Source organism: Methylobacterium mesophilicum, assembly GCF_022179445.1.
GTDB lineage: Bacteria > Pseudomonadota > Alphaproteobacteria > Rhizobiales > Beijerinckiaceae > Methylobacterium > Methylobacterium mesophilicum.
The window spans coordinates 1-21,857 of sequence record NZ_BPQU01000055.1 but is presented as its reverse complement, the minus strand read 5'-3'; the positions used below and the strand labels follow the sequence as shown (position 1 = coordinate 21,857).

The following is a 21,857-nucleotide window of genomic DNA, read 5'->3' as shown; positions in this document are numbered from 1 at the left end:
CCTGAATCACAAAATCACAGAGCTCGCAAGAGCTTGGTGCGGTTCACACCCTAGAACGGTCGCAGAGATTACCTTCATGTGGACTTCCTTATTGGTGCGGAGCGAGAACGCTTTCAGGGAAATGTGGTTCGATGCCGGAAACGCAATCACTGTCTCCATAGTCAGTCGCCGTGTTCTCGGTCGGCCTCGCAGGACGATGCGGCTAACCGGAATAATCTCTCATGCACGCGGGTTCCGTCCAGGACAATCGGCTGGAAGACCACCACGAGACCGGCGGGTGCCGTTCACGATTGTGCTGCGTTCAGCGCGCCCGTCGCCGAGATACGGATGCGTCCGGAGACCCCGTGTCGATCGACGCGGTATCGAGCGGTTCATGGGTCGTCAGGCGCTGCCTGAGCCCCACAGTCTGGGCTAATCGATCACCTCGTCAGCCGTGGCGAGCAGCGACGGCGTGATCGTCAGGTTGAGCGCGGCGGCCGTCTTCAGGTTTATCAGGGTCATGAAGCGCTCGCTCGCCTGCACCGGCAGGTCGCCGACGGACGCCCCCCGCAGGATCCGGTCGATGTAGCCGGCGGCTTGCTGGACGTCCCGGGCCACGCTGGTCGTGTAGGCGGCGAGCCCGCCCATGCGGACCTGGGCCGCGTAGGCGTAGACCGCGGGCAGGCGGTGCCGGGCGGTCAGGTCGATGATCTGCCGGCTGTAGACGCCGGTGATCGCGTCCGGCAGCACGATCAGACCGCCATGAGGTTCCTCGGCGAAGGTGATGATCGCCTGCTCGATCTCCGCCGCGTCGTGCACGCCGCTGACCTCGGCCTGGATGTGGAGTTCGGGGCCGATCCGCCCGAGCTCGGCGCCGTAGCCGGCAAACCGCGTGCGGTAATCCGGATTGATGATGGCGCGCGCCCGCGTCACGCCGGGGCTGAGTTCCTTGAGGAGCTGCAGCCACTTGCCGACGAACGTATAGTCGAAATTCGTGAACCCTGTCAGGTTTCCGCCGGGCCGCGACAGGCTGGCGACGAGACCTCCGCCGACCGGATCCTGCGCCTGGATGAACACCACCGGTGTCGTCGTGGTCGCCTGTTGCAGGGCCGTCGTCCCGACGACGCCCTGCGCGAAGACCAGATCGGGCTTGGCCGCCAGAATCTCGTCGGCTTGGCGGCGCATCTTCGAGCTGTCGCCGTCGCCGTACCGCAGGTCCACGTCGAGGTTTTGACCCCAGATCCAACCGAGCTTCCGCAGGCTGTCCTTGAGCGTGCCGATGATGATCGGCATATCGGGATGCCCTTCGTCGTACACCAGGAGGACGCCGAGGCGGCGGCGCGCCGGGGACTGGCCGCAGCCGGCCGCGGGCCAGGCGACCGCGCCGCCGAGACCCAAGAGGAGGTCGCGTCGCCTCATCCGCCCGTTCCCTGACGGCTTGGCGGCAGGCGGTCGCACCGCCGGCTGTTCGAAGGACGGACCATCCCGCAGGTTGCTCGACTGACGGAGAAACGTGTCCCGAGTGTCGGCCATCGCGGCCGCCGGGTCGAGGGCGTGATCGGTCTCAGCGGACCTCGATGCGCGCTCCCGATGCGCCATTGAGCAGGCGTTTGAGATGGAACGCGGAAAGGGCATCGTCGGGGCGCAGCCCGACCAGGGCCGCGAAGGCCGGCATGGCGCCGGCCTCGCCCGCCTCCAGCTTGGCGAAGGCATCGAGATAACGGTCCAGCATCGCCGCATCATACTCCGTCTCGGTCAGCGGCTCGAACGCGCGCAGCGCCCCTTGCTTGCCGCGCAGGACGAGATCGCCGACCGGGCGCCCGCGGAACTGCTCCGTCCGGATCACCACGCTCTGGCTGACGCAGATCCGCGTTCCGAACGCCTTGTTGGCGTTCTCGAGACGGGCGGACGTGTTGATGGTGTCGCCGTAGGCCGTGTAGTCGAAATACCGGCCGCCCCCGAAATTGCCCACGATGGCCGGCCCGGCATGAACGCCGATCCGGGTCGCGCCGATCTCGATCCCGCGGTCCCGCCAGCGGGCCCGGAAAGCCTCCGAGGCGGTGTCGAGGGTGAGCGCACAGGCGACCGCCCGGGCCGCATGGTCCGGCTGGTCGCCGGGCGCCCCGAAGAGGACGTGGATCGCGTCGCCAACGATCTTGGCGACGGTGCCCTCGTGCGCGAACACGAGATCGGTCATCTCGGCGAAGTAGCCGTTCAGAATTTCTGCGAGCTGGGTCGGGTCCAGGCTCTCGACCAGACTGGTGAACCCGGCGATGTCTGTGAATAGCGAGGCCACCTCGCGCCGCGCGCCGCCGAGTTCCAGGCCCGACGCGTCGCCGGCCAGACGTTCGGCGAGGTTGGGCGAGAAGTAGCGTGCCAGGGCGGCGTGCGCCCGCTCGGCCAGCACCTGTCGCCGGCGCCCCTCGCGCAGGGTCGCCACATGCTGGAGCGTCCGCGCGATGGTCGTCTCGAAATCGGAAAAGTCGATCGGCTTCGTGAGGAAATCGAACGCCCCGCGGTTCATGGCGGTGCGGATGTTGGCCATGTCGCCGTAGGCCGAGACGATGATCGTCGAGGGCTTGGCATCGGATTCCTGCAGCTTGGCGAGCAGCGTCAGCCCGTCCATGCCCGGCATGTTGATGTCGGACACGACCATGTCGACGTCGTGGTTCTCAGCCAGCACCCCGAGGGCCTCGTTGCCGTCATGCGCGAACAGGAACCGGACCTGGCCGTCGCGGATCTGGCGGCGGAACTTCTGGGTGATCAGCGCCTCGAGATCCGGCTCGTCGTCGACGACTAGGATCTTGGCCGGAGGCACCTCGCCGGTCATGCCGTCCCCGCGACGGAGGCCAGGCGGCGGTCGATCTCGCCGCGCAGCAGGTCGAAGTCGATCGGCTTGGTGATCAGATCCGCCGCGCCGCCGGACAAGACCTTCTCCCGCGTCTGCGCGTCGCCATAGGCGGTGATCATGATCACCGGGACGTCGGGGCGCGCGGCCCGGACGAGCGGCAGGAGTTCCAGCCCGGTCATGCCCGGCATGTTGATGTCGGAGAACATCAGGATCAGGCTGGCCCCGTCCGAGGCGTTCACGCAGGCCAGGGCCTCCGGAGCCGAATGCGCGAATTCCATTGCGAAACGCCCGGCGCGCAACTCGCGGCGGAACTGCTGCCGGAACAGGTCGGTGACGTCGGGCTCATCGTCCACGACGAGGATGATGACGTTCATGGCTCGCTCTTTTCCGGGACGACGATCGGCTGCGCGGCCTTCGCTCCGTCGCGCGGCAGCGTGATCGTGAATTCTGTGAACTGGCCGGCCTCCGTGGCGACGTCGATCGCCCCGCCATGCTGCTTCACCAGGATGTCGTGGCTCAGGGACAGGCCGAGGCCCGTACCCTCGCCGGCTGGCTTGGTGGTGAAGAACGGATCGAACATCTTGGCCTTGACGCTGTCGGGGATGCCGGTGCCGTTGTCGCGCACGCGGATCTCGACGCTCTCTCCCAGATCGCGGGTGGTCACCGACAGGATAGGCTCGTAACCCGGTTCGGTTTCCACGGCCTTGCGCTTCTCGGTGGCGTAGAACCCGTTCGACATCAGGTTCAAGAGGACGCGCGTCAACTCCTGCGGGTAGACATCCGCGACGCCGGCCTCCGGATCGAGATTGCGGTCCAGGGTGATGTTGAAGTCTGGCTGCGCCGCCCGTGCCCCGTGATAGGCGAGGTTCAGGCTCTCTTCGACCAGGGCATTGATCTCGACCAAGCGGTGCTCGCCGGATCCGGAGCGGGAGTGCAGCAGCATGTTCTTGATGATCGAATCGGCGCGCTTCCCGTGCTGCACGACCTTCCCGAGGTTGCCCTTGAGCAGATCGGCGATATCGTCGACCTCCTCGCGGATCTTCGGATCGAGCGCGACGGGCTGAAGCGCCTCCTGAAGTTCCTCGACCAGCTCGGAGGACAGGGACGCGAAATTGTTCACGAAGTTCAGGGGGTTCTTGATCTCGTGGGCGATCCCCGCGGTGAGCTGCCCCAGGGAGGCGAGCTTCTCCGATTGAATCAGCCGGTCCTGGGCCTTGTGGAGGTCGTCGAGGGACCTGTTGAGGTCGCGGGTCCGCTCCTCGACCTTGGCTTCCAGGGTCTCGTAGGATTCCTGGACGCGGCTCGCCATCAGGTTGAACCGGTCCGCCAGGGTTTCGATCTCGTCGCCGGTGCGGATAACGATGCGCTCCGACAGGTCACCGGACCCGAAGCGTTCCGCGCCGTCCTCGAGTTGGCGGATCGGCACGACCAAGCGGTGGGCAAGGAAGGTCCCGGCGACCGTCGCAAGCATCACGCCGAGACCCATCAGCGCCAGGGTCTGGACCACCGAAGCATAGAGCGGCGCCATCGCTTCGCCCAACGGCAGCTGCACGAACACGATCCAGTCGACCCGCGGGATGGTTGCGTGGGCCGCCAGTACCGAACCGCCGTCGAACGCGGTGGTGATCTCGTAATCCGTCGTGTCCGGATTGGCGCCGGTCCGACGGGCCTCGAGGGCGGTCGCGACCTCCGGCAGGGTCGAGAGGTCGGTGTCCCGCAGGACGAGGCTCAGATCCGGGTGCGCGATCAGCCGTCCGCTGGCGGTCACCACGAAGGCGTAGCCGCCCGCGCCGTTGTGGATGCTGCTGACCACGTCCCAGATCAGCTTCAGGTTGACCTCGGCCACGGTCACGCCTGGGTCGCGTCCGGCATGGGCCACCGATACGGTCATGTACGGCTCGGATCCCCGCCGGAAATAGACCGGGCCGAACCAGACCTTCTCGGCGAGCGCCCGGGTGAAGCGCGGCGCTGTCGAGAAATCCTTGCCGCTGCCGACGACATCCGGTTCCAGGCGCGAGACCCGCAGCTGCTCCCTACCGCTCGGATCGAGATAGGCGACCTCCGTGATGGCGGGCGCCTGCCGGAGCAGTCGGATGAAGTCGTAGCGCTGCTGCTCAGGCGAAATGCGGCGCCACTCGGCCCGGGTGGTCCAGCCGATCTGGCTCTCGATCTCGGAGATGAAGGATTCGACCCGCTCGGCGGCCGCGTGCGCCTTCTCGCGCTGAACCTCGATCGCGGTCCGTTTGGCGTCGCCGTAATTCAGCAGCAGATCGACCACGCCATTGATGAGCAGCACCAGGGTCACGAGGCCCACGAAGGCGACCGCGAACTTCGCCGCCAGCGGCAGACGGAAGCGTCGGGCCCGGATCTCGAGGCCCGCGGGGGCCTCGATAGGGTTCACCCGCATCATTCGACGATCTCGTCCGCTTGGGCGAGCAGCACCGACGAGATCTCCAGTCCCAGGGTCCGTGCCGTCTTGAGGTTTACGATGAAGTCGAACTTCGTCGGCGCCTGTACCGGCAGGATCGCGGGCTTCTCGCCGTGGAGGATGCGATCCACGTAGGCCGCCGCGCGGCGCACGGCGTCCGCCGGGTCGGGACCGTACGACATTAGGCCGCCGCGATGTGCGAAGCGCCGGATCGCGAACACCGCCGGAACGCGATGCTGGGCCGTCAGGGCGACGATGCGGTCCCCGTTGGCCTCGCTGAACGTCCCGGGGGCCACGATCAGCCCCGCATCGCCCCGGCGACCGAGGTCCGCGACGAGCGGGTCGATCGCGTCGGCATGGCTGACCATGACGACCTCCGTCTCGATGCCGAGGGAGGCGGCCGTCGTCCGGAGCGCCTCGGAATAGAAGTTGCCGCGCCGGATTTCCGTGTGGGCATTGGACAGGAGCGCGACATGCCGGATCGTCGGCACCGCTTCCCTGAGGGCCGCCAGCCATTTCCCGGCCAGGGATGCCTCGTAAAGGGTGAAGCCGGTGATGTTGCCGCCCGGCCTCTGCAGGCTGGCGACGTATCCGGACCCGACCGGATCGGAGGCGCCGACGAAGATGATCGGAATCGTTCGGGTCAGGGACGACACGGCGGAGAGCTGCGCGTTCAGGAACGCGAAGATCACGCGCGGCTCCGACCGCACGATCTCGGCCGCCAACACGCGGGTATGCTCTACGTCCGCGCCGCCCCAGCGGTCCTCGACGCGCAAGTCCGCGCGGCCGTGATCGCGCAGGGCCGCCCGGAACACGGCCGAGAGGGTGTGGCCTTCGGTGCCGCCCTCCACGAACGGCCAGAGCGCCGTCACCCGTGCCTGCTCCTCGGCCCGCGCAGCCAGCGGACAGCCCGCAGCGGCCCACGACAACCCGGCAAGGACGCTACGCCGCCTCATCCGATCACCGCGCCGGTGCTTCCGCCATCGCGACCCAAACCCTGATTCCCCCCGACGCCCGGTTGAGAACTTACGGCACGGTTGCCCACGCCACCAAGGCTGAGCCCTGGACGCGGTTATCAGAATGCCAGGCGCATCCCCCCGACGATGTTGCGTGGCGCACCCGCGAACACGGATCCCGTGGTGGTCGCCAGCACGGCGGCGCCGTTCTGGAGGCCCGTCGTACCGCTGAGCGAGTTGGCGAGATTCTGGGCCGATGCGGCGTAGGTCGTGTCGAACAGGTTGCGCACCTCAAGGTAGAGGTTCAGCCGCTTCGCGTAGCCGCCAGTCAGCTCCGTCGCATAGTGCACGTTGGCGTTGACGATCGCGAAGCCCGGCGCCTTCAGCAAGTTGGCGTTGTCGATGTAGAAATCGCCCTGCACCACCGTCTCGATGAACGCCCCGAGTCCGGCAAGCGGCCCCGCCGGCACGTCGTAGCCGACACGGGCCAGGAGCTGGTGGGCCGGTACGCCGGGGATCTGATTGCCCGCCCGGTCGAACCGGCGGGTGAGGCTGCCGGCACTCAACTGCTCGGTATAGCGCGTGTAGATCTGGTCATCGAACGTGTAGGCCAGGACCCCGCGCCAGCCCGGCGCGAAGGCCCAGTCGGCCCCGACCTCGAGGCCCCGATGCTCGGAGGCCGGCGCGTTGAACGTGTAGGACAGCAGGCCCGCGCCCGGCGATTGCGAGACCAGCTCGTTGCGGAAGAACTCGTAGAAGCCAGTCACGCTGAGACGCAGAGTCTCGGTCGGGCTCCAATCCGCCCCGAGGTCGAAGCCGAGATTCTCCTGGGTCTGGAGCTGGGTGTTGTTGCCCGGCAGGCCGGCCGACGTGACGAACAGGTTGCTGGCCGCCGGCGTGGTGTACCCGGTGGCGACCCGGCCGCGGAAGGCCCAGGCCTGGTCCGGCCGATACACCAGCGCGATCTCGGGAGCGACGTTCAGGAAGGTGCGGCCGGCATCCGCCACCGTCCGGGTCGCCCCCCCGGCCGTGTAGCTGTAGGCGAGGTTGCGGCCAGTGATGGCGGTGCCCTCGGCGCTGATCCCCAGCACGCCGGTCCAGCGGTCCGACAGGCTGAGTTCCAGCCGGGCCCGGCCGCCGAGGTTTGATTGCACCGCGTCCTGGACGCCGATCAGCGCCCCGAGTCTGGGGCCACCATAGGGCGCCCGGTTGTAGGTCGTGCTGTGGTTGTCGATCGTGTTGTAGGCGAGCGCGACGTAGCCTACCGCCGGCAGGCCGAACAGGTCGCCGCGCCGCGTCAGGTCGGTCAGAAAGTTCCAGGCCGGGAACGAGCCGCGGCCCGAGGTCGTGTAGAATGGTTGGTTGAAGTTGCGTTCGTCGAAGCCGAGCTGCGTGCGCCAGGTGGTGAACGCGTCGATGTCGTGCTCCCAGCGCGCCGCTGCGACGGTGCGCCGGTCCTTCCGGCCGAACGCGCCCTCGTCGGCGGTGACCGGTACGGTCGCCCCGAACGCTCCGTTGCGGAACAAGCTGAAAGTCGTGCACCCCGGGGCAGCGGTCGCAGCTGCCGCGCAGCCGCGCTGGTACGGATTGATCCGGTACTGCGCCAGGGAGGAGCGCGCCGCCAGATTCGTATCGAGGGTGTTGTTGATCACCTTCAGGGTGAAGCGGTTGTCCGGCGTCGGCGTGTAGCTGGCGAGCAGATTGATGGTCTGCGTGTTGAAGCTCGAATGATCCTGATACCCGTTGCTGCGGACGTCGCTGGCGAACAGGCTGATTTCGAATGGCCCGCTGGCCTTGCCGACGGTGAAGTAGGTGTTGAGGTAGCCGAAGCTGCCGGCGTCGGTGCCGATCTCGTAGCCGTCGATCTCGCGGCCGGTGCGGGTGCGGAACGCGATGGCGCCGCCCGTGGCGTAGTTGCCGAACAGGGGCGATTGCGGCCCGCGGAACACGTCGATGCGGCTGTAGGCCCGCGGTTCGGTCAGGTCGAAGCGGGACGCGCCATCGGGCTGGGTGAGGATGAAGCCGTCCTCCAGCACCACCGTATTCTTGATCACCCCGGTGGACCGGGCATTGTTTCCCCGGATCGAGATGATCACGTCGCGCCCGCCGTTGCCCTGGCGGACGGTGACGCCCGGGCTGTTGGCGAGCACCGAACCGATGCTGGTCGCCGGGCGGTCGGCGATGGTGTTGCCGCGGCCGATCCCGGTGACCACCTGGCCGACCGGGTGCTCGATCACCGACGGGGCCGAGCCAGGAGGAGCGGCGATGCCGAAGGGTGGCGCGATGGCGGTTCGTCCGGTGCCTGGATTGGCCTCGCCCTCCACGGAAAGCTCATCCAGCGTGACGGATTGCTGCGCCGAGGCCGGGAGGGTGCCGCCGGCGAGCAGCAGGGCCAACGCGCCGAACCGCGCGGCATTCTGGTGGATCAACATCCTGAAATCTCGTCTGATCGGTCTTGGGACCGGACGGCGCCGTCGCCGCACGGGAGCGCACGTGATCAGGCGATGAGGGGCGGCGCCCGGGCTTGGCCGGTGACGCGCGGTGACGCGTTCGGCCGCGACGGGGGCGGGGTCGGCCATGCCACCGCGATCCAGCGCAGCGGCTGGGTGACGTCGGGGCTATGCGGTAGGGGCGGGGGGACGATCCCGGCGCAGCACAGCCGACAGACCTCACAGGCCGGAGGCGCGACCGGTTGCTCCACGGAGGCGCTGATCGCGTCGTCTCCCGCCGGGTGACCGCACAGGATCGCCCCGGGCAGCATCCCGGGTGCGGCAGACGCCATCCGCAGAGCGGCGATTGGGGCAAGCGACTGCACCCAGAGGGCGAGCAGGATCAGCCCGATCCCGAGGAACCGGGTACGCGTGCCGGAATGCGTGAGGTTGGTCGCCACGGGCGTCGAGCCCGCCGGTCTGGGTCAGGCGGTCCGGCGCTTATGAGCCAGTTGGACGGCGCAATCGATCGTGAGCATGCCGAGGATCGCGAGGCCGGTCAGGGGAAACAGCACGCCGAGGCCGGCGATCACCAGGGCGACGGTGGCGACCACCCGCCGGTCCCGCGGCCAGGGCGGCGCGCCGAGTCCGCCAGCCGGGCGCCGCTTCCACCACATCGTGGCGGCGGTGGCGGCGAGCAGGATCGTGGCGAGGCAGAACGCCAGCATGGCGAACTGGTTGATCCGGCCCCAATGCTCTCCCTTATGGATGCCGATCCCGTACTGGATCGCGCGCCCGACCGGGCCCAAATCTTCGAAATGTACGTCGACCAGAGGGTCGCCGGTGTACTGATCGAGGGAGATCATCCGCTGCTGCGCGACGTCGTGCGGGTAGACGGCGGCCGCATACACGCCGTCGATCCCGACCGGGAGCGCGAGCTCGTAGCCCCGTGGCATCCCAAGCCGAGTGAGGATGTCCGCCGCCTGGTCGATCCCGATCGGTTCCGCCGTCCTACCAGCCGGCAGCGAGCGCGGCACCGGCGCATCCTGCAAGGTCCAGCCTGCATCCGGCAGCCGCGCGCGCAGCGGCACTCTCGAGACCGGTTTGCCGGCCCACAGGATCGCCGGCTGGCCAAGGCCTGCGGCGTTCGACCAGGTCCGGAGCTGCTGCCCCCACCAGATCGACCAGGGTAATCCAGTGATCGCCAGGAACAGCAGGCCGCCGCCGGCCACGAGCCCGGTCACCGCGTGCAGGTCGCGCCACCAGACCCGGCGGCGCGGCGTACCGCGCAGGCTGACGACGCCACCGGCCTGGCCGCGCGGCCACCACAGGTACAGGCCGGTGACGACCAGGATGATGGCGAAGCCCGCCACCAGCTCGACCGCCGCATTGGCGAAAGCGCCGAAGTAGCTGAGGCTGTGCAACTGGCGCACGACCATCATGAACTCGCCGTCGCGGTCCACGCTGTCGAGCACGGAGCCGGTGTAGGGATCGAGGTAGACGAGGCGCTTGCGTCCCCCCTCCGACAGCGTGACCACCGCGGATGCGTCGGGCGAGGCTGGGTCCGCATAGGAGACCAGCACCCCGTCAGGTTCGGCCTGCAGGGCATTGAAGATCAGGCGGTCCGGCCCGAGCGGCGCCGTCGCCTGGACGGGCACGCGGGTCCGGTAGGCGAACAGGCTGCCGTTGATCTCGTCCTTGAACAGGTAGAGCGCCCCGGTGGCCGACAGGGTGATCAGGAACGGCAGGCACAGCAGGCCGGCGTAGAAGTGCCAGCGCCACACGGCACGATAGACGGCCTCGCGGGACGCGCGCAGAGCGGCGACGGCCCCGAACACTGGGGCATCGCCGTGCAGAATAATCGACATGGGAACGGTCCGGGCCTGAACGATCGGGAAGCGGGATCGTCAAGCGGCGGGCGGACCTCGGGCAGAGGTGGCGGTGCGCGGCGGGCCCGTCTTCGGGAGCTCGGCTTCCGGCCGCCAGGCGAGGCGCGAAGCCGGAGCGAACGGCCACGCGACCACCACCGGCTCGGACACGGGCAGCGCGACGCTTCCGGCCTGCACGAGCGTGCAACACGGATGGGCGTGGTGCGCGACAGTCCCGTCGTCCGGCGCCCCGGATCCGTGCTCTGCGCACAGGACCGCACCGGGCAGCCCGACCGCGCGGGCCGGCGTCGCAAAGCCGAGGAAAGCCTGAAGCAACAGCGCGTAGAGCGCGACCATCCCGATGATCGCGCGGCCTTGAACCGTCTGGGGCAGGCACCGGCGCATGGCGCCGTTGTTAGGCGTCCCCGCCGCCCCCCGTCAACGGGAAGCCGAAGCCCGGCAGCAGGTTCCTCCCCGACGCTCGTTCAGCCGGCCGCGCGCAACTCCGGCAGCGCCTCGGCGCTCCAGACCCGGACATGGGCGTCGATAGCCAGCGCCTCGTCCACGTCGGCGGGTGCCGAACGGTACGGGCCGGCGAAGTGTTCGCAGGCTCGCTCGACGATGTCGCTGATCCCGTAGAACCCGATCCGGCCCGCGATGAAGGCCGCCACCGCCACCTCGTTGGCCGCGTTCATCACGGTGGGCGCCGCACCGCCAGCGGCCAGCGCCGCCCGGGCGATGCGCAGGCACGGGAAGCGCTCCTCGTCGGCCGCCTCGAACGTCAGCGCGCCGAGCTTCACGAGATCCAGGGGCCGGCCCCGGGCGATGGTCAGGCGGTCGCCGAGCCCGAGGCAATGCGAGATCGGCACACGCATGTCGGGGAGTGCCAGCTCCGCGGTCACGGCGCCGTCGAGCCAGTAGACGAGGCCGTGGATCACCGATTGCGGGTGCACGACCACGTCCAGGCGCTCGGGCTCGATGCCGAACAGGTGGTGCGCCTCGATCAGCTCCAGGCCCTTGTTCATCAGGCTGGCCGAATCGATGTTGATCTTCATGCCCATCGACCAGGTCGGATGGGCCGCGGCCTCGGTGGCGGAGGCGGCGGCGATCCGCTCCCGGGTCCAGGTCCGGAACGGGCCGCCGGACGCCGTGATCATCATGGTGCGGACATCCGCCAGCGGCCGGCCGGCGAGCGCCTGGCTCAGGGCGTCGTGCTCGGAATCCATCGGCAGGATCGTGGCGCCGTAGCGCGCGGCGTCGCGCATGAAGGCGTCGCCGGCACAGACGAGGCTCTCCTTGTTGGCGAGCGCGACCTTGCGGCCGAGCCGGAGCGCGGCGTGGGTGGATTTCAGGCCGGCGGCGCCGCTCACCGCGGCAACCACGATGTCGGCGTCGCGGGCGGCGGCCTCCATCACGGCGCTCTCGCCGGCCCCGTTGGCGATGCCGCTGCCCGAGAGCGCCTCGGCAAGCGCCGGGCCGGCTTTCTCATCGGCGAGCGCCGCGAAGGTAGCGCCGAGTTCGCGCGCGACCTTGGCCAGCGCGACCGCGTCGCGGCCGCCGACGACGGCGCCGGTGCGGAACCGGTCCGGGTGCTGGGCGAGCAGGTCGGCGGTGGAGCGGCCGATCGAGCCGGTGGCGCCGAAGACGGTGACGATCTGGGTCACGGGTGAAACTCCCTCATCGTCACGGTATGAGACCGCTTCCGCGCAGGGCGAGATAGAGCCCGGCCAGCACGGCCACCGCGAAAAATCCGTCGAGCCGGTCCATGACGCCGCCATGGCCCGGGATGATCTTACTCGAATCCTTCACCCCGTAGCGGCGCTTCAGGCCGGATTCGACGAGGTCGCCGGCCTGGCTCAGCACGGAGGCCAGGGCGCTCACCCCGGCGACCACCGGCAGGGATGCGGCGCTCGGCAGGTCAAACCCGGCAAGGTCGGCGGCGATCGCAGCCAGCGATCCGGCGGCGACAGCGCCGATCAGGCCGCCGATGGCGCCCGACCAGGTCTTGTTCGGCGAGACCCGGGGCATGAGCTTTGGGCCGCCGATCTTGCGGCCGGCGAAGTAGGCGGCGATGTCGGTGGACCAGACTACGGCGAACATCCACGCGGGGCCGATGAGGCCGATTCCGGGATCGTCGCGCAGGGCGACCGGCACCGAGGCGATCGCTGCCGCCGCGAGCACGCCGGCGAGCGCCCGCAGACGGCCGGATCCGGTGCGCGCCACTGTGGCGCAAGCCGCGGCCCCGAGGAGCAGGACGGCGATGCAGGCGAGGGCGGGCGCGCCGCCGCGCTGACACAGCAACAGGGCGGCGAGCGTCGCCGCGCCGAGCGCGATCAGCACCTCACGCGGTTCGGTCCGGCTCATCACCATCCACTCGGCGAAGCCAATGATGCCGGCGGCGAGCCAGATCCCCGCGAAGGGCCAACCGCCATAGACGAGGGCCGCCAGGATCGCGGGTGCGAGCACCACGCCCGAGGCGACGCGCAGCCAGAGTTCGCGCCGCCCGGAGGGGCGGGCGACCGGGGCTGCGGTGGGGGTCACGCGCGTCTCGGCCTTCGCCTCAGACGTGCATGATCTCCTTCTCCTTCGAGGCCAGCACGCCGTCGATCTCGGCGATGTACTGGTCGGTCGCCTTCTGCACGTCGGCGGCCTGGCGCTTCTCGTCGTCCTCCGAGATGGCGCTGTCTTTCAGGAGCTTCTTGAGGTGGTCGAGCCCATCCCGGCGGACGTGGCGCACGGCGACGCGTGCCTCCTCGGTGTACTTGTGGGCGACCTTGACCATCTCCTTGCGGCGCTGCTCGTTCATCTCGGGGATGCGCAGCCGGATGGTCTGGCCCTCGGTCTGCGGGTTGAGGCCCAGATCGGATTCGCGGATCGCCTTCTCGACAGCGGTGACCATGCTACGGTCCCAGACCGAGATCGACAGGAGCCGCGGCTCCGGAACGCTCACGGTTGCGACCTGCGCCATCGGCATCGACGAGCCGTAGGCATCGACCTGGATCGGATCGAGCAGCGAGGGCGTGGCCCGTCCGGTCCGCAGGGATCCGAGATCCTTGGAGAGCGACGCGACCGCGCCCTGCATGCGGCGCTTGATGTCGTTGAGGTCGAATTCCGGTGTGGCCATGGTCGTGGTCCCGACAGATCTGACGTCGTCTTCTCGCCCGGTACGGGCAGTCGCGGCCTCAATGGCGGAATTTTCCCGGTGCCGCAAACCTCTAGGGCTGTCGGGTCAGGGCGCCACAAGGGTCGAGGGCGCCTCGCCGGACAGGATCCCGGCGATCGAGCTCGGCGGATGCAACGAGCCGACCACGATCGACAGCCGGCTCTCGCGGGCGAGCGCGAAGGCCGCGGTGTCCATCACCTTGAGGTCGCGGGCGATCGCCTCGTCATGGGTCAGGCGGTCGTAGCGGGTGGCGCTCGGGTCCTTCTTCGGGTCGGCCGAGTAGACGCCGTCCACCTGCGTCGCCTTGAGCACGGCGTCGCAGCGCAGCTCGGCGGCGCGCAAAACCGCGGCGGTGTCGGTGGTGAAGAACGGGTTGCCGGTTCCGCCGGCCAGAACCACCACCTGGCCCTTGTCGAGGTGGTGCAGGGCCGGCTGGCGGGCATAGGTCTCGCAGATCGTGGGCATCGACACCGCCGACATGGTCCGGGCCGGCACGCCCGCGGCGTTGAGCGCGGTCTCGATCGCCAGCGAGTTCATCACCGTGGCCATCATGCCCAGGGAATCACCGGTCGCTCGGTCGATCCAGCCGGCCGCCGAGATGCGGGCGCCGCGGATCATGTTGCCGCCACCGACCACGATGGCGATCTCCGCCCCGGACTCGATGGTGCGGGCGATGTCCTCGGCGAGCGCCGCCAGCGTCGGCGGATGGAGCCAGTAGCCGTCCGGGGCGGCCAGGGCCTCGCCCGACAGCTTGAGGAGGATACGGCGAAACGGCGTCGCTTCCGGCATCTCGATCTCCGGCTCCCCACCGCATCGCGCGAACCCGCGAGGCTTCTACGTCAGCCGCGGGATCGGCGTCGAGGGGCGGACGCCGATCCCGGCGGGGATCACGGGGACGATTTCCCACCGACACGCGATCGACGTGCAGCTTTGGCAGAGGAGCGGGGCCCGCCATCGGAATGGACGCCCGGGATTCCATGCGCATCGCACTCGTCATCAACGGCGCCTCCGGGGCGGTGGCGTCCGGCACGACGCCGGAGGCGATCCGGGAGAAGCTCGTGGCGGCCGGGATCGAGCCCCTGGGGGAGGCCGACCGCGGGGCGCCCCTGTCGTTGCGGATCGCCGCCGCCGCGTCGGAGCCCGATATCGATGCCCTGGTTGTCGCCGGCGGCGACGGCACCATCGCGTGCGCGGCCGCCGCCCTCGTCGGAAAGACGACACCGCTCGGCATCCTGCCGCTCGGCACGCTGAATCTCCTGGCCCGGGACCTCGGCGTGCCGCTCGATATCGATGCCGCGGTGGCAGCCCTCGTCTCGGGCACCCGGCGGCGGATCGACGTCGGTGAGGTCAATGGCCGCACGTTCCTGATCAACTCGGCGCTCGGCCTGCCGGCACGGGTCACACGGCACCGGGAGTTGCACCGCCGGCACCTCGGTCTCCGCAGCCTGCTGCGCTGGATCCTGGGGGTTCTGCGCCATCTGGGCCGCTATCCGCGGGTGACCGTGACCGGCACGATCGACGGCGTGGCGCGGACCTGGCGGTTCCGGCTGCTGGCGGTGGTGATCGGCGACTATGTCGAGCGGCCCGGCCACGTGCTGGTGCGGGCGCCAGTGGATGCCGGGCAGCTCACCCTCTACGTCCTGGCGCAGCTTTCCCTGTCGCGGACCCTCCGCCTCGCCCTCGGCTTCGCATTGGGCGACTGGCGGCGGCTGCCGGACGTGGAACGGCTGCCGGCCGCCAACCTCACCATCGCATCGGAGAGCCGGGCGCTGCGGGTCATGCACGACGGCGAGGTGATGCTGATCCCCACGCCGCTGCGCTACCGAATCCACCGACAGGCGCTGACCGTGATCGTCCCTCAGACGGTCGAACACCGGTGAGACGGATCAGCCACATATCCGACCTGCATTTCGGCCGGACCGACCCGGCCGTGGTGGAGGCCCTGGTCCACGAATTGAACGCCGATGCCCCGGACCTGATCGTGGCGTCGGGCGACTTCACCATGGCCGCGCGCCCATCGGAATTCGCGCAGGCCCGGGCCTTCCTCGGTCGTCTGGCACCGCCCTGGATCGGGGTGCCGGGCAACCACGACATCTCGCCGTTCCGGCTGGTCCAGCGCTTCGTGTCACCCTTCACGCGCTATCGGCACGCCATCGCGGTCGAGACCGAGCCGTGTTTCGAGGACGCCGAGATCGGGATCGTCTGCCTCAACACCGTGCGGCGCTGGGCGCCGGAGCCGGATTGGTCGCATGGCGTGATCCGCCGCCGTCAGCTTGCTCGAGCGGAGGTCCGTCTCGCGGCGATGCCCGACCGCTTGTTCAAGATCGTGGTCGGCCACCACCCGTTTCTGCCGCCGCCCTGGGACGTGGAAGCGCGTCGAGTCGGGCACGCGGATCGAGCCCTGGCGGTATTCCGCCGGTACGGTGTGGGGCTGACGCTCGCCGGGCACCTGCATCGGCATTACGCGCGCTACGCGGAAGCAGAGGGATCTATCCCCGAGATGCTCGGCCGGGCCCTGGTCCGATCACGCCCCAGGCGTCTGCTGACCGTTCAGGCCGGCTCGGCGACCTCGACGCGGCTGCGCGGCAACGAGCCGAATTCCTATAATCGCATCATCGTCGCGGAGGGCTGCGCCACCGTCCGGGTCCGGTTGTGGGACGGGCGCGCCTGGGTCGATGCAGCGCCGGCATGACTGAAGCGGTCACGCCGGCGTCGCGTGTCAGCTACCGGCGAACAGCCCGACGGAGCCCAGAAGCGTCATGACCAGACCGGACGCGAACACGCCGATCATCAGGTAGGAAAAGGTTTTCAAAGCCATGGATGGCATGTAGCGCGGCCGTATCGAACTGCGTGTGCGCTGCAGCACGGGGCGTCGGGGATGACGATCCCACCGCGACCCGCGCGGCATCTCGATGCTCCGCGACGGGTGGAGATCCGCCCGTCCGTTCCCGGGCGAAGCAAGCACTTCAGTTCTTCGGAAGGCGCCGTCCGGACCTTCTAACCCGCCGTATCCGAAGATAGGCTCGCAACCCGGATCGCCACCGCGAAAGGATGCGCCGTGCCGGACGGAACGACTGCCTCGACGCCAGATGAACCGGACTACGACCGCCTCCTTCGGGCGAACCTCGAACGGGTGTTCAACGAACGCGACAGCGCCAAGCGTGAGCACGCGTTGGATGAGCTCTTCGTTGACGATCCGGTCATGTACGAGCCGGCGGACGTCGTCAGGGGGCGCGCCGCAATTTCCGCCGTCGCCGGCAAGCTCCTCGAGCAGTTCGGGCCAAACTTCCGCTTCGTGCCCGATGGCGCTGCCACCGGGCATCACGGGTTCGGCGTTCTGCACTGGCATGCCGGCCCACAGGATGGCCCGGTCACTGTCACCGGCTCAGACATCGCAGAAGTCGTCGAGGGTCGGATCAAGCGCCTTTGGGTCATGCTGGACCCACAGACACCATAGAGGCACGGGCTGAACGTCGGCACCGTGCACCAGATGCCGCGATGATCGCCCATTCGTGGGCCGTGGTCGATAGGCGTTGAGGGGACGGGTCGAGGCGGCCGCCGCCCGCGAAGGGCCAAGCGGCTGACGTTCAGATCGTAGCCCCCGTCCATAAAAAACCCCGCCCGGCTCTCACCGGACGGGGTCTTGGATTTCTGAACCCGGAGGTCCGAAAAGGATCAGGCGCGGCCGGCCTGCTGAGCGACCTCGGTGGCGAAGTCCGGGCCGTCTTCCTTCTCGATGCCCTCGCCCAGGGCGTAGCGGACGAAGCCGGTCAAGGCGACGGCGCCGCCGACCTTGCCAGCGGCTTCCTTGAGCACCTGGCTGACCGTCTTCGAGCCGTCGTGCACGAAGGGCTGCTCCAGGAGGGTGACCTCCTTGTAGTAGCTCTTCAGGCCGCTCTCGACGATCTTGGCGAGCACGTGATCCGGCTTGCCGGCGTTCTTCTCGCGCAGAATGTTGGACTCGCGCTCCAGGGTCGCGGCGTCGACGCCCGAGGCGTCGAGCGCCACCGGGTTGGTGGCGGCGACGTGCATGGCGATCTGGCGGCCGAGCGCCGACAGGGCCTCGACGTCACCCTCGGACTCGAGCGCCACCAGCACGCCGATCTTGCCGAGGCCGTCGGCGACCTGGCTGTGGACGTAGGAGGCGATGACGCCCTTCTTCACCTCAAGCTTGGCGACCCGGCGCAGGTTCATGTTCTCGCCGATCGTGGCGATCAGGCTCTGCAGCTTCTCTGAGACGGTCTCGGTGGCGCCCGGGAAATGGGCGGCCTGGAGACCCTCAAGCGTGCCGTCCGTGTTGAGGGCGATCTTGGCGGCCTCGCGGGCGAAAGCCTGGAAGGCGTCGTTGCGGGCGACGAAGTCGGTCTCGGAATTCACCTCGACGATCGCGGCGTGATGGCCGGCGGACTCCACGGCCACAAGGCCCTCGGCGGCGACGCGGCCGGCCTTCTTGGCGGCCTTGGCGAGGCCCTTCTTGCGCAGCCAGTCGATGGCCGCCTCGATGTCGCCCTGCGTCTCGTTGAGCGCACCCTTGCAGTCCATCATGCCCGCGCCGGTCTTCTCCCGGAGCTCCTTCACCATCGCGGCGGTGATGTTGGCCATGGCGGTCCCTTTCGTATGGTCTGGATGAGAGAGGCCCGGCACGCGGGTGAGCGGCCGGGCCCGATAAGGTTGGATCCGCGACACCCCGATCACCGGGGCGCCGCGAGGTCCGGAAGGCTTACACCGCGGCGGCGGCCTCGACGAAGCCGCGAGCCTGCGAGACCCACGAGTCGCGGTCGATGCGACCGTTGAGCTTCAGGTCGGAATCGACCTTGGCGACCTCCTCGGGCGTCATCGCGGCGATCTGCCAGTAATGGTAGATGCCGGCATCGTTGAGCTTCTGGACGATCTGCGGACCGGCGCCGTGAAGCTTGGTCAGGTCGTCCGGCGCGCCGCGCGGAGCGGCGAGCAGCTCGAAATGCTCGGTGGTCTCGGCGAGCATCGCCACGTCGGCCGGATCGAGCGCGTCGGACTCGACCGTGACGGCGGCGGCGTCGTTAGCCGGCAGCTCCTCGGCCTGCGGCTCCTCGGAGGCGCCCAGATCGATGCCCGACGAGCCTTGGGCCCGCGAGATGCCGTCGATGGCAGCCTTTGCGATCAGGTCGCAGTAGAGGGCGATGGCGCGGCCGGCGTCGTCGTTGGCCGGGACGATGTGGGTGATGCCGTCCGGGTTGCAGTTGGTGTCGACGATCGCGGCCACCGGGATCCCGAGGCGGTTCGCCTCCTTGATCGCCAGCTGCTCCTTGTTGGTGTCGATCACGAACAGCAGGTCCGGCACGCCGCCCATGTCCTTGATGCCGCCCAGCGCCTTCTCGAGCTTGTCCTTCTCACGGGACAGCATCAGGCGCTCCTTCTTGGTCAGGCCCGGGCCGCCGGTCTCCAGCGTCTCGGTGACCTTGCGCAGGCGCGAGATCGAGCCCGAAATGGTCTTCCAGTTGGTGAGCATGCCGCCCAGCCAGCGGGAGTTCACGTAGTACTGGGCCGAGCGCTTGGCGGCGTCCGCGATCGTGTCGGCGGCCTGGCGCTTGGTGCCGACGAACAGCACGCGACCGCCCTTGGCGACCGTGTCGCTCACCGCCTGCAGCGCCGTGTGCAGCGCCGGCACGGTCTGGGCCAGATCGATGATGTGGATGTTGTTGCGGGTGCCGAAGATGTACGGCTGCATCTTCGGGTTCCAGCGGTGCGACTGGTGACCGAAATGGGCGCCCGCCTCGAGCAGCTGACGCATAGAGAAATCGACGGCCATATCTTTGTACTCTCCGGTTGGATCCGCCGCGGAGGGATGCAGCCGCCCAAGAATTCGGGCGGCCACCGGAAGACGCCTCATTCAGGCATGAGGCCGGCTCCGCGTGTGGGATGGGCGGGCGCTTAGCAGAGGCCGGCGCCCGATGCAAGGATTCGGGTGACGCGCAAGGGGCGGCTCAAGGCATTTGCAACCTGTCGCACTAGGCTTTGGTAATGCCCCGTTGGCTGCCGTAGCATTCGATACGCTGAAGTTCGCCCGGACAATCCGGGACAAGGCCAAGCTTTCACCCGAGCGGGCCGAAGGTTTGGCCGATGCCATGGCTGAGGTGCTCCAGGGCGATCTCGTCGCGAGGGCGGATCTGCGTGCCGAATTGGCGGAGACCGGTGCCGAGATCGTGCGCCGGGTAGCCGGATTGATCGGTCTTCAAACCCTGACGATTCTCGGTGCCGTGGTCGCGCCCGCTGGATCGCGCCACTAATCCGGTATCCAGTCGGCAGGGTGCTTCAAGGGCCAGTAAACACCGCCGCGACGTCGGTCTCGTTCATCACGCGGTACCCCCCGGCGGGGAGGTCGGTCGGCAGGTCGAGCCCCCCGATTCGGTCCCGATGCAGTGCCACGACATGGTTGCCGACCGCCGCGAACATCCGGCGGACCTGGTGGTAGCGGCCCTCGGTCAGCGTGACCGCACAATGAGTCGGATCTTCCACCTCCAGCTGCACCGGCAGCAACGGCCGGTCCTCGCCCTCCAGCATCAGCGTGCCGGACGCGAAGGTCGCCGCCTCGGTGCCGTCGAGCGGCCGGTCCAGGGCGACTCGGTAGCGCTTCGCCACGTTCGCCTTCGGGGCGATGATCTTGTGCAGCAGCGCGCCGTCGTCGGTGAGCAGCAGCAGCCCCGAGGTCTCCTTGTCGAGACGGCCCACCGTGGAGAGCGGCGGATCGCGCCGGCGCCAGCGCTCCGGCAGCAGCCCGTAGACCAGCGGACCGGCCTCCTTGTGCGAGCAGGTCACGCCCAGCGGTTTATGCAGCATCAAGCACAGCCCCGGCAGCGGATCGACCGGTGCCCGGTCGATGGTCAGCCGCTGCGGGAGGTCGGGATCGAGGGCGATCCGGTCGCCGGCATCCGCCACCTCCGCGCCGTCCAGCAGGATCGCGCCGCCCCGCGCCAGATTCTGGATCTCTCGGCGCGATCCATAGCCGAGGTTAGCGAGCAGCTTGTCGAGTCGGACGGACTTCGTCGCCTTCATCGGCGCGCCTCGTAGACCCGGTAGCCTCCGGCCTGCACCCTGACCGCGACATCGCGGAAGGCCGCCCCCAGGGCGGTCTCGTACGGGAGATGCGCGTTGGCCACGAGCCACAGCGTGCCACCCTTCCGCAGCGCCTCGGCGGCCCGGGCGATGAAGGTACGGCCGAGCGCCTGGTCCTCGGTGCCGCCGTCGTGGAACGGCGGGTTCATGACGACGAAGTCGAGGCTCCCCGGGACCGTCCCGGCCGCCCGGATGTCGGCCCAGACGATCGTGGCGCGCGGGTCTGCGACGTTGCGATGCGCCATCTCGACGGCGCGGCGATCGACTTCGACCAGAGTCAGCGCCGTGACGGCGGGCGAGTTCAGGATCACCCGGGACAGAATCCCGAGGCCGCAGCCGAGATCGGCGCCCCGCCCCTTCATCGCCGGAAGGTTGGCCAAGAGGAGCGCGGTACCGGGATCGAGCCGATCCCAGGAGAAGATGCCCGGCTGCGTGCACAAGGCCAGGTTGTCGACGTGGCGGGGGCCGCCCTCGTCGATCGCGGCGGCGAGCCCGGCCGGTTCCGGCGGCCGAACCAGCGTGCAGATCCGGTGGTGGCGGCGCGGCTCGTCGGCCGCGGGGCATTCGAAGGCAGCCAGCTCCTTCGCCAGCCGGGCGCCGCCGCGGTCCTTCGGGGCGAGCGCCATCATCCGGCCGCCGGGCACGAGGGCCCGCAACGTATGAGCGAGAACGTAGCGCCGCTCGATCGTGCCGGGGGGCGCCAGCACGGTGGCGGCGTCGAGGCTGCCCTCGGCCAGATCTTCGAGCCGGGCAGAGTCGGGGATCAGGGGGGACAACTGGACGGCGTCACCGGGGACCTCGGCGAGGTCGATCGGCGGCAGGCCGTAGACGGCGTGGCGCATGAATGATTCGGGATCTGGAGAGCTGGCATCGGAACGCGAATCCACGGCGGAGCGGGAAACCCGCGCCCGACTCGGATCATCCGGGGGGAACGTCGCCTGTTACACCGGAATGGGCCCGGAAGCCCAGCCTCCGGATCCGCGCACCTCGCCGCCCGATCCCGACCGAGCTTACTTCCAGCAACCCGTGCGTGTGCCTAGAGCTGTTCCCACTTATGTAGCGACGGCCAAGTCGTCCTCGTATCCGGCGGC

Annotated in this window: 21 protein-coding genes; 3 read left to right on the top strand and 18 right to left on the bottom strand. The window is 69.0% G+C overall.

What is annotated here, in order from left to right; all coding sequences use genetic code 11:
- Positions 1-411 precede the first annotated feature (411 nt).
- The 13 genes from MFF40_RS27195 to pyrH all read right to left on the bottom strand — a co-directional run bounded on the left by MFF40_RS27195 (position 412) and on the right by pyrH (position 14,463).
- Positions 412-1,398: an ABC transporter substrate-binding protein gene (locus MFF40_RS27195; protein WP_147853260.1), complete on the bottom strand. Its 987-nt coding sequence runs from the start codon at positions 1,396-1,398 to the stop codon at positions 412-414.
- 145 nt (positions 1,399-1,543) lie between these two features.
- Positions 1,544-2,809: an adenylate/guanylate cyclase domain-containing protein gene (locus tag MFF40_RS27190; RefSeq protein ID WP_147853259.1), complete on the bottom strand. Its 1,266-nt coding sequence runs from the start codon at positions 2,807-2,809 to the stop codon at positions 1,544-1,546.
- Entirely contained in the window at positions 2,806-3,204 is a 399-nt protein-coding gene (locus tag MFF40_RS27185; RefSeq protein ID WP_147853258.1) for a response regulator, read from the bottom strand. Before MFF40_RS27185 ends, MFF40_RS27190 begins: the two co-directional genes overlap by 4 nt.
- Positions 3,201-5,237, bottom strand: coding sequence for a sensor histidine kinase (locus MFF40_RS27180; RefSeq protein ID WP_238262969.1), 2,037 nt, complete (start codon positions 5,235-5,237; stop codon positions 3,201-3,203). Before MFF40_RS27180 ends, MFF40_RS27185 begins: the two co-directional genes overlap by 4 nt.
- Positions 5,237-6,130 carry an ABC transporter substrate-binding protein gene (locus tag MFF40_RS27175; protein WP_238262966.1) on the bottom strand — a complete coding sequence of 298 codons (894 nt, stop codon included), beginning with the start codon at positions 6,128-6,130 and terminating at the stop codon, positions 5,237-5,239. The genes MFF40_RS27180 and MFF40_RS27175 overlap by 1 nt, the downstream gene beginning before the upstream one ends.
- Positions 6,131-6,333: 203 nt before the next feature.
- Positions 6,334-8,646, bottom strand: coding sequence for a TonB-dependent receptor family protein (locus tag MFF40_RS27170; protein WP_147853255.1), 2,313 nt, complete (start codon positions 8,644-8,646; stop codon positions 6,334-6,336).
- A gap of 65 nt (positions 8,647-8,711) precedes the next feature.
- Positions 8,712-9,104: a DUF2946 family protein gene (locus MFF40_RS27165; protein ID WP_147853254.1), complete on the bottom strand. Its 393-nt coding sequence runs from the start codon at positions 9,102-9,104 to the stop codon at positions 8,712-8,714.
- 24 nt (positions 9,105-9,128) lie between these two features.
- A complete protein-coding gene (locus tag MFF40_RS27160; protein WP_147897564.1) occupies positions 9,129-10,511 on the bottom strand; it encodes a PepSY-associated TM helix domain-containing protein in 1,383 nt (460 codons plus the stop codon).
- A 39-nt stretch (positions 10,512-10,550) separates the two neighbouring features.
- A complete protein-coding gene (locus tag MFF40_RS27155) occupies positions 10,551-10,868 on the bottom strand; it encodes a hypothetical protein (RefSeq protein ID WP_238262964.1) in 318 nt (105 codons plus the stop codon).
- Positions 10,869-10,996: 128 nt separating this feature from the next.
- Positions 10,997-12,175, bottom strand: coding sequence for a 1-deoxy-D-xylulose-5-phosphate reductoisomerase (dxr, locus tag MFF40_RS27150; RefSeq protein WP_147897563.1), 1,179 nt, complete (start codon positions 12,173-12,175; stop codon positions 10,997-10,999).
- 19 nt (positions 12,176-12,194) lie between these two features.
- On the bottom strand, positions 12,195-13,052 hold the full coding sequence (locus MFF40_RS27145) for a phosphatidate cytidylyltransferase (RefSeq protein ID WP_238262963.1): 858 nt from the start codon (positions 13,050-13,052) through the stop codon (positions 12,195-12,197).
- Between the two features lie 19 nt (positions 13,053-13,071).
- Entirely contained in the window at positions 13,072-13,635 is a 564-nt protein-coding gene (gene frr, locus MFF40_RS27140) for a ribosome recycling factor (protein WP_147855135.1), read from the bottom strand.
- A 105-nt stretch (positions 13,636-13,740) separates the two neighbouring features.
- Positions 13,741-14,463: a UMP kinase gene (pyrH, locus tag MFF40_RS27135; protein ID WP_147855134.1), complete on the bottom strand. Its 723-nt coding sequence runs from the start codon at positions 14,461-14,463 to the stop codon at positions 13,741-13,743.
- Positions 14,464-14,651: 188 nt separating this feature from the next.
- Here pyrH and MFF40_RS27130 point away from each other — a divergent pair, with 188 nt between their 5' ends.
- The 3 genes from MFF40_RS27130 (at position 14,652) to MFF40_RS27120 (ending at position 17,131) form a co-directional block, all read left to right on the top strand.
- Positions 14,652-15,554 (top strand): diacylglycerol/lipid kinase family protein, encoded by a 903-nt coding sequence (locus MFF40_RS27130; protein ID WP_147855133.1) that lies wholly within the window; start codon positions 14,652-14,654, stop codon positions 15,552-15,554.
- Complete coding sequence (locus MFF40_RS27125) at positions 15,551-16,366, top strand: metallophosphoesterase family protein (protein ID WP_147897561.1); 816 nt, start codon at positions 15,551-15,553, stop codon at positions 16,364-16,366. Before MFF40_RS27130 ends, MFF40_RS27125 begins: the two co-directional genes overlap by 4 nt.
- 366 nt (positions 16,367-16,732) lie before the next feature.
- The gene (locus MFF40_RS27120) at positions 16,733-17,131 is read left to right on the top strand and encodes a nuclear transport factor 2 family protein (protein ID WP_147897560.1); all 399 of its coding nucleotides are present in this window, start codon (positions 16,733-16,735) and stop codon (positions 17,129-17,131) included.
- A gap of 218 nt (positions 17,132-17,349) precedes the next feature.
- On the opposite strand, the gene tsf is transcribed toward MFF40_RS27120, so the two are convergent.
- From tsf to MFF40_RS27095, 5 genes are all read right to left on the bottom strand, one after another.
- On the bottom strand, positions 17,350-18,276 hold the full coding sequence (gene tsf, locus MFF40_RS27115; RefSeq protein ID WP_147855130.1) for a translation elongation factor Ts: 927 nt from the start codon (positions 18,274-18,276) through the stop codon (positions 17,350-17,352).
- A gap of 118 nt (positions 18,277-18,394) precedes the next feature.
- On the bottom strand, positions 18,395-19,462 hold the full coding sequence (locus MFF40_RS27110) for a 30S ribosomal protein S2 (protein WP_147855129.1): 1,068 nt from the start codon (positions 19,460-19,462) through the stop codon (positions 18,395-18,397).
- Positions 19,463-19,745: 283 nt separating this feature from the next.
- Positions 19,746-19,937, bottom strand: a complete 192-nt coding sequence (locus MFF40_RS27105) for a hypothetical protein (RefSeq protein ID WP_238262961.1) — start codon at positions 19,935-19,937, stop codon at positions 19,746-19,748.
- Positions 19,938-19,965: 28 nt separating this feature from the next.
- Entirely contained in the window at positions 19,966-20,706 is a 741-nt protein-coding gene (locus tag MFF40_RS27100; RefSeq protein WP_147855127.1) for a pseudouridine synthase, read from the bottom strand.
- Positions 20,703-21,608, bottom strand: coding sequence for a class I SAM-dependent methyltransferase (locus MFF40_RS27095; RefSeq protein ID WP_147897558.1), 906 nt, complete (start codon positions 21,606-21,608; stop codon positions 20,703-20,705). The genes MFF40_RS27100 and MFF40_RS27095 overlap by 4 nt, the downstream gene beginning before the upstream one ends.
- Positions 21,609-21,857: the final 249 nt, after the last annotated feature.

What these genes read in the sequence shown, in the direction of transcription:
- MFF40_RS27195 (WP_147853260.1), bottom strand. Translation starts at nt 1,398, where the DNA reads ATGAGGCGACGCGACCTCCTCTTGGGTCTCGGCGGCGCGGTCGCCTGG.
- MFF40_RS27190 (WP_147853259.1), bottom strand. Translation starts at nt 2,809, where the DNA reads ATGACCGGCGAGGTGCCTCCGGCCAAGATCCTAGTCGTCGACGACGAG.
- MFF40_RS27185 (WP_147853258.1), bottom strand. Translation starts at nt 3,204, where the DNA reads ATGAACGTCATCATCCTCGTCGTGGACGATGAGCCCGACGTCACCGAC.
- MFF40_RS27180 (WP_238262969.1), bottom strand. Translation starts at nt 5,237, where the DNA reads ATGCGGGTGAACCCTATCGAGGCCCCCGCGGGCCTCGAGATCCGGGCC.
- MFF40_RS27170 (WP_147853255.1), bottom strand. Translation starts at nt 8,646, where the DNA reads ATGTTGATCCACCAGAATGCCGCGCGGTTCGGCGCGTTGGCCCTGCTG.
- MFF40_RS27160 (WP_147897564.1), bottom strand. Translation starts at nt 10,511, where the DNA reads ATGTCGATTATTCTGCACGGCGATGCCCCAGTGTTCGGGGCCGTCGCC.
- MFF40_RS27155 (WP_238262964.1), bottom strand. Translation starts at nt 10,868, where the DNA reads ATGGTCGCGCTCTACGCGCTGTTGCTTCAGGCTTTCCTCGGCTTTGCG.
- frr (WP_147855135.1), bottom strand. Translation starts at nt 13,635, where the DNA reads ATGGCCACACCGGAATTCGACCTCAACGACATCAAGCGCCGCATGCAG.
- pyrH (WP_147855134.1), bottom strand. Translation starts at nt 14,463, where the DNA reads ATGCCGGAAGCGACGCCGTTTCGCCGTATCCTCCTCAAGCTGTCGGGC.
- MFF40_RS27130 (WP_147855133.1), top strand. Translation starts at nt 14,652, where the DNA reads ATGCGCATCGCACTCGTCATCAACGGCGCCTCCGGGGCGGTGGCGTCC.
- tsf (WP_147855130.1), bottom strand. Translation starts at nt 18,276, where the DNA reads ATGGCCAACATCACCGCCGCGATGGTGAAGGAGCTCCGGGAGAAGACC.
- MFF40_RS27110 (WP_147855129.1), bottom strand. Translation starts at nt 19,462, where the DNA reads ATGGCCGTCGATTTCTCTATGCGTCAGCTGCTCGAGGCGGGCGCCCAT.
- MFF40_RS27100 (WP_147855127.1), bottom strand. Translation starts at nt 20,706, where the DNA reads ATGAAGGCGACGAAGTCCGTCCGACTCGACAAGCTGCTCGCTAACCTC.
- MFF40_RS27095 (WP_147897558.1), bottom strand. Translation starts at nt 21,608, where the DNA reads ATGCGCCACGCCGTCTACGGCCTGCCGCCGATCGACCTCGCCGAGGTC.